This is a genomic window from Allobosea vaviloviae, from assembly GCF_001298265.1.
GTDB classification, from domain to species: Bacteria; Pseudomonadota; Alphaproteobacteria; order Rhizobiales; family Beijerinckiaceae; genus Allobosea; species Allobosea vaviloviae_B.
The window spans coordinates 198448-210304 of record NZ_LGSZ01000028.1; the positions used below are offsets into that span (position 1 = coordinate 198448).

The window sequence follows — 11857 nt, forward strand, 5'->3', positions numbered from 1 at the left end:
TCCGGGGTCTGACAGCTCGGGAATGGACGCCAGTTGGGTTCGCGTTGTCGAGACCGGCCGACCGGAACGTGCTGGTTGGTGTTGCGCACGGTGCTCGCCATCCTGCTCGTCTTCCCCCGCCGCATGGCAGCATGACCGTCGAGCCTGGCCGCGAGCAAGGACGTTCCCGCCTCACGCAGATGCCGACAGCCGCGTCCGCAGGGTCGCGATCTGGTCGGTGAGGCTGCGGGCTTCATCGGCGGTCAGCCCCGTCGCCTCCAGCACGCAGGGCGGGACGCGACGGGCCTTGTCGAGCAGGGTCCTGCCGCCATCCGTCAACCGCAGGCGGACCTGGCGCTCGTCGGCCGGGTCGCGGCTGCGCGACACCAGCCCCGCCGCCTCCATGCGCTTGAGCAGCGGCGTCAGCGTGTTCGATTCGAGGAAAAGCTGCTCGCCGATGTCGCCGACGGTGCGGTCGTCGCGCTCCCAGAGCGTCACCATCACCAGATATTGCGGATAGGTCAGGCCGAGTTCGTCGAGCAGCGGCTTGTAGAGCCGGTTGAAGGCATGGCTGGCGGAATAGACCGCAAAGCACAGGAAGTCGTCGAGCTTTGGATCGGATTGCGGGACAGGGGCGGTCATCGGTATCTCCTCGGCGCCTCCTCAAAATAATCGTGCGCGATCCAATCGCAAGGGATTGACAGCGATCCAAGCCATCCTTATTCAATCGCTCACGATCTAATCGTAAGCGATTTAAAGATCTGCCGACGGTCCTCCGCCGGGCCACCCGAACCAGAAGGAGACGAGATCATGTCGAACCGCACCGAAGCCGCCGCCAACGGCCCTGCCCGCCGCGACCTGCTGACCGGCATCGCGCTCGCTGCCGCCACCGCAACGGCCGCATCCCTGCCTGCCAACGATGCCGCTGCCCAGGCCCGGCCCGCCGCGAAGGCGCAAGGGCGCCGGGCCAAGCCGGTGGTCGATGGCGACCATGTCGTGACCCGCGAAGGCGTGCGGCTCTACGTCAAGGATTGGGGTCCGAAGGATGGACCGGTCGTGACCCTGAGCCATGGCTGGCCTTTGTCCTCCGACAGCTGGGAGAACCAGGCTTTCTTCCTCGCCAATAACGGCTTCCGGGTGATCAGCCATGACCGCCGCGGCCATGGCCGCTCCAGCCAGGTCTGGGACGGCAACGACATGGATCACTACGCCGATGATCTGGCGGAGGTGATCGAGGCGCTCGACCTCAGAAACGTCTCGGCCTTCGGCTTCTCGACCGGCGGCGGCGAGGTCGCGCGCTATATCGGCCGCCACGGCACCGGCCGTGTCGCCAAGGCCGGCTTCATCTCCGCGGTGACGCCGATCATGCTGCGCAAGCCCTCAAACCCCGACGGCGTGCCGATGGAGGTCTTCGACGGCATCCGCAAGGGCTTCCTCGCCGACCGCGCCCAGCTCTTCCGCGACATCGCGGCGGGACCCTTCTTCGGCTACAACCGCCCCGGCGCCAAGGTGAGCCAGGGCGCGATCGAGGCCTGGTATGCGCAGGGCATGCAGGCCGGCTTCAAGAACACCTACGACTCGATCAAGGCGTTCTCGGAGACCGATTTCGTGGATGACCTGAAGAAGCTCGACCGGCCGACATTGGTCGTCCATGGCGACGACGACCAGATCGTCCCGATCGAGACCAGCGCGCGGGCCGTCAAGCGGCTGCTGCCGAACGCGATCCTGAAGGTCTATGAAGGCGCCCCGCACGGCCTCTCCGAGACCCACAAGGACCGCCTGAACCAGGACATGCTGGCCTTCCTCAAGGCTTGAGCCGCACCAAGAGGGACATTGAAGGCGGGGGCGGCTTTCGCCCCCGCTGCCGTGTCGCGGACGCGGCCGATGAGGTCGCGCAGGCTTGCACGGTCCAGGATAGGCGCAGCAAGCGCCTCGGCTGTTCAGCCGGAGATATCCTTCGAGGCCTTCGGCTCCATCATCGGGCAACCGTTGCGCTCGAAGCGAAAGCGGGCGGACATCCTGTAGGCGGGCTTGCGCAATCGCATGATCGAGCCGAGCGGCCGATGCGCGGCCAAGCCGTGCCAGGGACTGAAGGACAGCCCGTCGTCGAACGCCTTGGACTTGGCCGCGCTCCAAGCCTCCTGCGACGCCACCGTGACGCGCGCCACGGGCACATAGGCGCTTGTCTCCTGCGGCCATTCCACCGTCGAATCCTCGACCGGCATCGTCTCCAGATCGCAGCACAGCTGGGCGCGCAACTCCCAGACGCCGCCATGGGCATGGAAGAAGGCGATGGCAGCCTGGCGCAGCCCGTCTGGCTTGCCCGACAGATCGACCTTGGCATTCGTCAGCGCGGTCAGCTCCGGCGACACCGGGACCAGCGCGAACTTGGCGATATAGTCGCCATAGAGCAGCGGCGCCTGCGTGAAATAGGTCTCCCCGAGCGGGTTGGTTTCGGGATGCCCGCCCAACTGCACCAGCGTCGCGCTCTTGCCTCCGAACGCTTCGACGACGCTCTCGACGCTCTGAAGAACGGTCGAGAGGGCCTTCTTGGCGCCTTCGGCCTTGTCGGTGGTGCCGGCGAGCAGCTTGAGGTTCCCCAGGAAGGCTTTTCCGGTCGGCGCCGCGAACACCGGGCCGTTGACCATGACGAAGTCCTGCGTCGCATCGTCCTCCGAGCCCGCGAGCCGCTCGCCCGGAACGCCCATGATCTTCAGGGCCATCCCGCGGGGAACCGAGACGTTGTCGTCGAGAAGATCGCCGGGGATGGTCGAGACCCGCATCGCGACGGGATAGCGCGCGGGCTGCGCGAACAGGCCCTGGGCCAGCACCGGCGGCAGATCGGCAAGAATCTCGATCTCGCCGGTCAGCAGAGCATGGCTCTTGGCGTGGACGCTACGCAGCGGGCGCCCGCTATCGCGGTAGGTGGTCTCGCTGATCGACAAAAGCGCGGCGACGAGACCATCGGCGGTCGCCGCCTCGTCGGCCTCGGGCTGCTCGACAGCGGGGTGGTATCGCAGCGGGGCGCTTGGCGGGGCTGAATGCGTCACGTCGGGTCTCCACGAATTGGGCTGTCGTCGCGTCGTGTCCCAACACTGGCAAACTCAAACTGTTCCAGTTCGAAACTTGGGAACCTGAAGCCGTCCGCCTTGTTGTGACGGCATCCAACGCCTTCCAACGCCTTCATCCCGCGCGCTGCGCCGCCATCGCAGGAGATCAACCTTGCCCGTTCACGCCATTGTCGGGACGCAGACCGTCCCCATCGACATCACGCTGAACGGCGAAAGCCGGTCGCTCGACGTCTCTCCCGCCACCACGCTGCTCGATCTGCTGCGGCACGATCTGGCGCTGACCGGCACCAAGAAGGGCTGCGATCACGGCCAGTGCGGCGCCTGCACCGTCCTGATCGACGGGCACCGCATCAACAGCTGCCTGCAGCTCGCCGTGATGCAGGACGGCAAGGAGATCACCACGATCGAGGGGCTGGCACGGGACGGCGCGCTTCATCCGCTGCAGTCCGCCTTCATCGAGCGCGACGCCTTCCAGTGCGGCTATTGCACGCCCGGCCAGATCTGCTCCGGCGTGGCCCTGATCGAGGAAGGGCATGCCAAGAGCCGCGAGGAGATCCGCGAGCATATGAGCGGCAACATCTGCCGCTGCGGCGCCTATCCCAACATCGTCGACGCGATCGAGGACGTGCTCGTGCAGCGCGGTCAGTTCATGAAGGAGGCCGCCGAATGAACCGGTTTTCCTATCACCGCGCCAGCACGGTCGAGGACGCGATCAGGGCGCTGTCGGCCGAGCCCGCCGCCCGCATCATCGCCGGCGGCACCAATCTTGTCGACCTGATGAAATACGACGTCGAGACGCCCTCGACCCTGGTCGACGTGACCCGGATCGAGGCGCTGAAAGGCATTGGCGAAACGCGAGGCGGCGGCCTGCGCATCGGTGCGCTCGTTCCCAACACCACCGTCGCCTATGACGAGCGGGTCACCGAGCGCTTCCCGCTGCTGGCGAGCGCCATCCTGGCCGGCGCCACGCCTCAGCTGCGCAACGCCGCCACCACCGGCGGCAATCTCAACCAGCGCACCCGCTGCTATTACTTCAACGACAAGCTGACGCCCTGCAACAAGCGCGAGCCCGGCTCGGGCTGCTCGGCCATCGGGGGCCTGAACCGCATCCATGCGATCCTGGGCGCAAGCGAGCACTGCATCGCCACGCACCCGTCAGACATGTGCGTCGGGCTCGCGGCGCTCGCGGCGGAGATCCACATCGCCGGGCCCGCGGGCGAGCGCGTGATCCCCTTTGCCGACTACCATCGCCTGCCCGGCGACGCGCCGGAGCGCGACAACACGCTCCAGCCCGGCGAGATGGTGGTGGCCGTCGTCCTGCCCGAGCAGGCCCAGGCCTATGCCGGCCATTACAGCTATCTGAAGCTGCGCGACCGGCTGTCCTATGCGTTCGCCCTGGTGTCGGTCGCCGCGGCTCTGGAGATGGAGGGCGGCTCCATTGCCTCGGCTCGCCTCGCGCTGGGTGGCGTGGCGCACAAGCCCTGGCGTCGCGCCGAGGCTGAAGCGGCGCTGGTCGGGCGGCCGGCGGATGAGGCGAGCTTTGCCGTCGCGGCCGATCTGCTGCTCGAAGACGCCCTCGGCCACGAGCACAACGCCTTCAAGATCGATCTGGCGCGGCGCGCCGTCATCCGCGCCCTGTCGCAAGCCGCCGCGGGCACGCCGCAATCGCAGACCGACAAGCGCATCGCCTGAGAGGCCACGACCATGTTGAAGAACGACACCCATGTCGGCTCGCCCCGCAGCCGCGTCGACGGCCCTGCGAAGGTGACGGGACAGGCGACCTATGCCGCCGAGTTCACGGCGCCCGATCTCGCCCACGCCTATGTCGTGGGCTCGGGCATCGCGCGCGGCACGATCACCGCCATCGATGCGACCGAAGCCGAGGCCGTGCCCGGCGTCATCAAGGTCTTCACCCATGAGAACCGGCCCGGGACGGCCTGGTTCTCGTACAAATATCAGGACATGGTGGGCCCGCCGGGCGATCCCTTCCGGCCTCTCGCCAGCGACGAGATCCAGTTCAGCGACCAGCCGGTCGCGCTGGTCGTGGCCGAGAGCTTCGACGTCGCACGCCATGCGGCGTCGCTGGTGCGCGTCTGCTACGAGCAGCAGCCGCACGAGACCGATCTGAGCCGGGCGCGCCACGACAGCTACGAGCCGCCCAGGAAGCGGACCGGGATCGCGCCGCCTCCCAAGCCGCGCGGCGACGCGGTCAAGGCCTTCGGCGAGGCGCCTGTGCGCGTCAGCGCCGAGTACACGATCGCGACCGAGCACCACAATCCGATGGAGCCCCATGCCACGACCGTCATCTGGGACGGCGGCGGCAAGATCACCGTCCATGACAAGACGCAGGGCGTTCAGAACAGCCAAGCCTATGTCGCCAGCGTCTTCGGCCTGTCGAGCGACGATGTCCGGGTGGTCTCGCCCTATGTCGGCGGCGGCTTCGGCTCCGGCTTGCGCCCCCAGCATCAGCTCTTCCTGGCGGTGATGGCCTCGCTGGCGCTCGAACGCTCGGTCCGGCTGGAGCTGACGCGCCAGCAGATGTTCTCCCATGTCCACCGCCCCGAGACGATCAACGTCCTGTCGCTGGGCGCCGATCGCGACGGCAAGCTGCGCTCGATCCAGCATCAGGCCGTGGCGGCGACGTCGCGCTTCGAGGATCACCAGGAAGTCGTCGTCAACTGGTCGGGACTGCTCTATCCGGCTGAGAACGTCGATCTGCGCTACGAACTTGCCAAGCTCGACACCTACTCGCCCGGAGACATGCGCGCGCCCGGCGCGCCGCTCGGCGTCTTCGCGCTAGAAAGCGCAATGGACGAACTGGCGATCGCCACCGGCGTCGATCCGGTCGAGCTGCGCCTGCGCAACTATGCGGAGCGCGACGAGAACGACGACGTGCCGTTCAGCTCCAAGGAGTTGCGCGCCTGCTACCGCCAGGGCGCCGAGCAGTTCGGCTGGAGCCGGCGCAACCCTAAGCCCGGCTCGATGCGCGAGGGCCGCGAGCTGATCGGCTGGGGCATGGCCAGCGGCGTCTGGGAAGCCAACATGATGAAGACCTCCGCCCGGGCCGTGCTCGGCGCCGACGGAAGGCTCGCCATCTCCTGCGCGACCTCCGACATCGGCACCGGGACCTACACGATCCTCACGCAGATCGCCGCCGACGCACTCGGCCTGGCGATGGAGGACGTCACCGTCGAACTGGGCGATTCCTCACTGCCGACCTCGCCCGTGCAAGGTGGCTCCTGGACGGCGGCCTCGGCCGGAAGCGCCGTCATGGCGGCCTGCCAGACCCTGCGCGAGACACTGTTCAAACAGGCCGCGAAGATCGACGGGTCGCCGCTCGCCGATGCCGCGATCGACGACGTCGCCTTCAGCGACGGTCGCATCGTGCTGCGCACCGATGCGGCAAGGTCCGTCCTGCTGGCGGATGCGGTTGGCGCGGGCGGCCATGACAAGGTCGAGGCCGAGGAAGCGGCCGGCCCGGGCCTCATCGGCATGATGCTGCCCAAGAGCCACGCGTCCTACACCCATGCGGCCGTCTTCGTCGAAGTACGCATCGACGAGGATCTCGGCGTGATGCGGGTAACGCGCGTCGTCAACGCCGTCGCGGCGGGGCGCATCCTCAACCCCAAGACGGCCCGCAGCCAGATCATCGGCGGCGTGGTCTGGGGCATCGGCATGGCGATGCACGAGGAAACCCTGACCGACCATCGTCTCGGGCGGATGATGAACCACTCGCTGTCGGAATATCACGTGCCGGCCAATGCCGACATCCAGGACATCGAGGTGATCTTCGTCGAGGAGCACGACGACAAGACCAGCCCGATCGGCGTGAAGGGCCTGGGCGAGATCGGCATCGTCGGCACCGCGGCCGCCATCGCCAACGCCGTGCATCACGCCACCGGCAAGCGCATCCGCAGCCTGCCGATCACCATCGACAAGATCCTCGCGGGCTGAGGACCTCCAGGGCATTGGTTGCGCGCGATTTGCCGCGCCTGGTCGCGCGAACCGCTCCCCTCCCGCCGCGTTGGCTCTCGGCAACGAGGCGCACCCGATGACCGACGACCGCAAGATCACCATTACGCCCTATAAGGGGCCAGCCGGCGGCTACGGCTCGCTCAAGTCGGTCGCGCAGGTGCTGGTGGCGGAAAAGGTGCGGCCCACGTCCGCCGCGCAGCTCCTGCGCCAGAACAAGCCGGACGGGTTCATCTGCACCAGCTGCGCCTGGGGCAAGCCGGCGACGCCCCACCCCTTCGAGTTCTGCGAGAACGGCGCCAAGGCCACGGCCTGGGATTTGACGACGGAGCGGGCCGGCACGGAATTCTTCGCCGCGCATACGCTGACCGAGCTCGAAAGCTGGTCCGACTACGAGCTGGAGAAGGCCGGACGCCTGACCGAACCGCTGCGCTTCAACCCGGCCACCGACCGTTACGAGCCCGTCGATTGGGAGACGGCGTTTACGGAGATCGGCGCCCGGCTGAAGGCCCTCCAAAGCGACGCGGATCAGACCGTGTTCTATGCGAGCGGCCGGGCGAGCCTCGAGGCCAGCTTCATGTACCAGCTGCTGGCGCGGATCTACGGCACGAACAACCTGCCGGACTCGTCGAACATGTGCCATGAGAGCACGTCCGTCGCCCTGCCGGAATCGATCGGGGTCGCGGTCGGCACCGTCTCGCTGCAGGATTTCGAGCAGACCGACCTGCTGCTGCACTTCGCCCATAATCCCGGGACCTCGACGCCCCGCCTCCTGCATCAACTCCAGGACGCGCGACGGCGCGGCGTGCCGCTGATCGCCTTCAATCCCCTGCGCGAAAGGGCGCTGGAACGCTTCACCAACCCGCAATCGCCCGGGCAGATGCTGACGCTCGACGAGACCCGCATGTCCTCGGCGATCCATCCCGTCAAGAATGGCGGCGACATTGCCGCCCTCACCGGCATCTGCAAGGCGCTGATCGCCATGGACGACTTGGCGCGCGACGCGGGCCAGGCGGGACCGACCGATCGCGAGGGGCTGCTCGACAGCACCGAAAACGACGCCGGCTTCTCGATCAAGGCCGCCGCTGCCGGCAAGACGAGCCGCAACATCCTCGATCATGATTTCATCGCCGAACACACTGATGGCTTCGAGGCCTTCGCCGCGCATTGCCGGGCCGCCGATTGGGAGGCGATCGAGCAGATCAGCGGCCTGAAGCGCCCGGCGCTCGAAGACGTCGCCGCGCTCTATGCGACATCGGACCGGGTCATGGCCCTCTACGGCATGGGCCTGACGCAGCATGTCGGAGGCGTGGAGAACGTGCAGATGCTGGTCAATCTCCTGCTGCTGCGCGGCAATATCGGCAAGGCCGGCGCCGGCATCTGCGCGATCCGCGGCCATTCCAACGTCCAGGGGCAGCGCACCGTCGGCATCACCGAAAAGCCTGAACTGGCGCCGCTCGACATGCTCAAGGAGCGCTACGACTTCGAGCCGCCGCGCCATCAAGGCCTTGCGACGGTCCAGGCCTGCGAGAAAATGATCACCGGAGAGGTCAAGGCCTTCGTCGCGCTCGGCGGCAACCTGCTGCGCGCCGCGCCCGACCAGCCGCGCGTCGAGGCCGCCTGGCGAGGCCTCGACCTCACCGTCTCGATCGCGACCAAACTCAATCGCAGCCACGTCCTGCATGGCACATGCGCCTATCTGCTGCCCTGCCTCGTGCGCAGCGAAATCGACGCACAGGCGTCCGGCCCGCAGACCGTTACGGTTGAGAGCAGCCTGGCGCATTTCCACGGTTCGCGCGGCGGCGTGAAGCCGGCGAGCGGCACATTGATGTCCGAGCCTGCGATCGTTGCCGGCCTCGCCCAGGCGACACTGGCGGCCAATCCCGCCACGCCCTGGGCCGCCTGGACCGGCGATTACCGGCGCGTGCGTGCCGAAATCGAAGCGGTCTGGCCCGCAACCTTCCAGGGCCTCGAGAATGACATGCTGATGCCCGGCGGCCTCGTCCGGCCGGTGGCGGCGCGCGAGCGCAAATGGAACACCCGCAGCGGCAAGGCCAACTTCATCAAGCCGACTCACCTCTTCGCCGGCGATGTCGAAAGCCTGGACGATCCCGACATCCTCCAGCTCATCACGCTGCGCAGCAACGACCAGTTCAACACGACCGTCTACGGCTATCGCGATCGTTTCCGCGGCGTCTCGGGAACGCGGATGGTCGTGTTCATGAGCAAGGCCGACATCGCCGCGCGCGGGATGAAGGATGGCGATAGGGTCGATCTCCAGACGGCGTCGCGAGACGGAATCGAACGGATCGTCCGTGGCTTTCGCATCGTCGCCTACGACCTGCCGGCGGGCGTGGCGGGTGCTTATTTTCCCGAGGCCAACCCGCTTGTTCCGCTCGGTCATCACGACCGCAAGGCTCACACGCCGGCCTACAAGGCGATCCCCGTCAAAGTGACGCCGGCGGTCGCCGGCGCCGACACCGCCGTCGGCGACGCGAACTGATGCGGCACCATCGCATGCCGGCGCGATCCATTTCGCGACGATGGGTTGGCCAAGGCTTCGGGGAATGACGCTCAGACATCCTGACCTCGAGCGTTTCATGACGTGCCGGCAGGCTCCGCTGAACTGGGCTCCGCAACGGCGTCCTGCAACGCATCGATGTGGAGCGAGGCTGCCTTGAGCGCCTTGCTCTCGATCGCGCGATAATGGGCCACAACCTCGCGGCCCATCGCCGTGAGACGGGCGCCGCCGCCCTTGGCGCCGCCCGGCGACGCCTCGACCAGCGGCTGCCGGAACATGCGGTTGAGATTGTCGACCAGCAGCCAGGCGCGCCGGTAGGACATCGTCATGGCCCGCCCCGCGCCCGAGATGGAGCCGGTCTCCTCGATTGCCTCCAGCAGGTCTATCTTGCCAGGCCCGAGTCGGCCGGCGGGCGCCAGGTCGACCCGGATGCTGATCACCGGCTTCTGGCCGGAGATCGCGGGCATGGCGGCCGGCTCCGGGCTTGCTCCACGTCGGGTCATGATCTGTCCGCTCGCATCGTCACGGGCCCTCGATCGAGACGCTCTTGATCACGGCATGGACGGGGCTGCCGGCGGCGAGCCCCAGCGCATCGACCGATTTGACGGTCAGGCGGGCCAGCAGCGTCTCCCCACCGCAATCGATCAGCAGTTCGACGGCGCCGCTGCGCCCCCGCGCGCCGATCTCGACCACCCTGCCCGGCAGGATGTTGAGCGCACTGACGCCGACGGGCGGACCGAGGCTGATCAACACGTCGCTCGCCAGGATGCGGACGCGGACCCTGCCCCCCGGCGGCACGGCGCTGCGCGCGACCTGCAGCGTGCCCGCGCGCGTCTCCAGCCGGGTCAGATCGTAGCCCTCTTCATGGCCGGCGACACGCGCCTCGATGATCGAGCCCGCCTCGACGGCGCCCGAAAGCCCGGCGACGTCGAGGCGCGACATCACCTCGCCGGTCGGTCCGCAGGCGGTGACCCGGCCCTGATCGACGGTGACCAGCGTCGTCGCCAGCCGCACCACCTCTACCACCGAATGCGAGACATAGACGATCGGCACGCCGATCTCGTCGCGCAGCCGCTCGATATAGGGCAGGATTTCGGCCTTGCGGGCCTCGTCGAGCGAGGCCAGCGGCTCGTCCATCAGCAGGAGACGCGGCTTCGACAACAACGCGCGGCCGATCGCGACGCGCTGCTTCTCGCCGCCCGACAGCGCGCCGGGCCGGCGTTCGAGCAGATGGCCGATGCCGAGCAGATCGAGCACGCCCGCGAGTTCGCTGCCGCTCGCGGCGTCGCGCGGAGAAAACCAGCGGCCAAAGAGCAGGTTCTGCCGCACGCTCAAATGCGGAAACAGCCGCGCATCCTGGAAGACGTAGCCGATGCGGCGCCTGTGCTTGGGCACGAACACGCCGGCCTGCGTATCCACCAGAACCTGCCCGTCGACGACCACCCGTCCCTGTGCGGGCGAGATCAGGCCGGCGATGATCTCGACAAGCGAAGTCTTGCCGGAGCCCGACCGCCCGAACAGCGCGGTCAGACGGCCGGTCGATTCAAAGCTCGCATCCAGTTCGAACGCGCCGAGGCGATGCCGGACCGAGACCTCGATGACCGGGTTCATGTCACGGCGATCCTGCGTGCGACGAGCCTTGCCAGCCACTCCGAGACGAACAGCGCGCAGACCGAGATCGCAATCGAGATCAAGGTCAGCCGCATCGCGCCGGCATCGCCGTCGGGCACCTGGGTGAAGGTGTAGATCGCCGAAGGCAGGGTCTGCGTCTCGCCGGGAATGTTGGAGACGAAGGTGATGGTCGCGCCGAACTCGCCCATCGCCTTGGCGAAGCACAAGATCATGCCGACGAGGATCCCGGGCAGGCACAGCGGCAGGGTGACAACGAGGAAGACCCATGCCCGGTTGGCGCCCAACGTGCCGGCCGCATCCTCGAGCTTGCGGTCGACAGCCTCGATCGAGAGCCGGATCGCCCGCACCATCAAGGGAAAGCCCATCACCGCGCTCGCCAGCACCGCGCCCGTCCAGCGGAACGACAGCACGATGCCGAAATACTCATACAGGAACTGCCCAATGGGCCCGCGTCGACCGAACCAGATCAGCAGCAGATAGCCGGTGACGACCGGCGGCATGATCAGCGGCAGATGCACCACCGCATCGAGGATCGACTTGCCCCAGAACCGACCCCGCGCCAGCAGCCACGCCACGGCGAGCCCGAAAGGCAGGCTCGCCAGCATCGCCGTGGTCGCGACGATCAGGCTCAGACGGACCGCCGACCATTCCTCGGGAGAGAGCCAGTCGCTCACGTCGCCAC

At 67.6% G+C, this 11857-nt stretch carries 10 protein-coding genes; 5 read left to right on the forward strand and 5 right to left on the reverse strand.

Features of this window, described 5'->3' with window-relative positions:
• Positions 1–171 precede the first annotated feature (171 nt).
• Positions 172–621: a MarR family winged helix-turn-helix transcriptional regulator gene (locus AE618_RS07585; RefSeq protein ID WP_054208440.1), complete on the reverse strand. Its 450-nt coding sequence runs from the start codon at positions 619–621 to the stop codon at positions 172–174.
• A gap of 165 nt (positions 622–786) precedes the next feature.
• Here AE618_RS07585 and AE618_RS07590 point away from each other — a divergent pair, with 165 nt between their 5' ends.
• Positions 787–1794, forward strand: coding sequence for an alpha/beta fold hydrolase (locus AE618_RS07590; protein ID WP_432704495.1), 1008 nt, complete (start codon positions 787–789; stop codon positions 1792–1794).
• A gap of 125 nt (positions 1795–1919) precedes the next feature.
• Here the strand turns inward: AE618_RS07590 and AE618_RS07595 are convergent, their stop codons facing one another.
• The gene (locus AE618_RS07595) at positions 1920–3029 is read right to left on the reverse strand and encodes a catalase family protein (RefSeq protein WP_054208442.1); all 1110 of its coding nucleotides are present in this window, start codon (positions 3027–3029) and stop codon (positions 1920–1922) included.
• Positions 3030–3201: 172 nt separating this feature from the next.
• Between AE618_RS07595 and AE618_RS07600 the strand changes: the two genes are divergently transcribed.
• The 4 genes from AE618_RS07600 (at position 3202) to AE618_RS07615 (ending at position 9525) form a co-directional block, all read left to right on the forward strand.
• Positions 3202–3720 (forward strand): (2Fe-2S)-binding protein, encoded by a 519-nt coding sequence (locus AE618_RS07600; protein WP_054208443.1) that lies wholly within the window; start codon positions 3202–3204, stop codon positions 3718–3720.
• A complete protein-coding gene (locus AE618_RS07605; protein WP_054208444.1) occupies positions 3717–4742 on the forward strand; it encodes an FAD binding domain-containing protein in 1026 nt (341 codons plus the stop codon). The genes AE618_RS07600 and AE618_RS07605 overlap by 4 nt, the downstream gene beginning before the upstream one ends.
• A 12-nt stretch (positions 4743–4754) precedes the next feature.
• Positions 4755–7004 (forward strand): xanthine dehydrogenase family protein molybdopterin-binding subunit, encoded by a 2250-nt coding sequence (locus AE618_RS07610; RefSeq protein ID WP_054208445.1) that lies wholly within the window; start codon positions 4755–4757, stop codon positions 7002–7004.
• Positions 7005–7101: 97 nt separating this feature from the next.
• Positions 7102–9525, forward strand: coding sequence for an FdhF/YdeP family oxidoreductase (locus AE618_RS07615; protein ID WP_054208446.1), 2424 nt, complete (start codon positions 7102–7104; stop codon positions 9523–9525).
• A 95-nt stretch (positions 9526–9620) separates the two neighbouring features.
• On the opposite strand, the gene AE618_RS07620 is transcribed toward AE618_RS07615, so the two are convergent.
• Genes AE618_RS07620 through modB form a run of 3 tightly spaced genes read right to left on the reverse strand, consistent with a single transcriptional unit; the run spans position 9621 to position 11849 of the window.
• Positions 9621–10010 (reverse strand): winged helix-turn-helix domain-containing protein, encoded by a 390-nt coding sequence (locus tag AE618_RS07620; protein WP_054208447.1) that lies wholly within the window; start codon positions 10008–10010, stop codon positions 9621–9623.
• A gap of 55 nt (positions 10011–10065) precedes the next feature.
• Positions 10066–11154 (reverse strand): molybdenum ABC transporter ATP-binding protein, encoded by a 1089-nt coding sequence (gene modC / locus AE618_RS07625; protein WP_054208448.1) that lies wholly within the window; start codon positions 11152–11154, stop codon positions 10066–10068.
• Positions 11151–11849: a molybdate ABC transporter permease subunit gene (modB, locus tag AE618_RS07630; RefSeq protein WP_054208449.1), complete on the reverse strand. Its 699-nt coding sequence runs from the start codon at positions 11847–11849 to the stop codon at positions 11151–11153. Before modB ends, modC begins: the two co-directional genes overlap by 4 nt.
• Positions 11850–11857 lie beyond the last annotated feature (8 nt).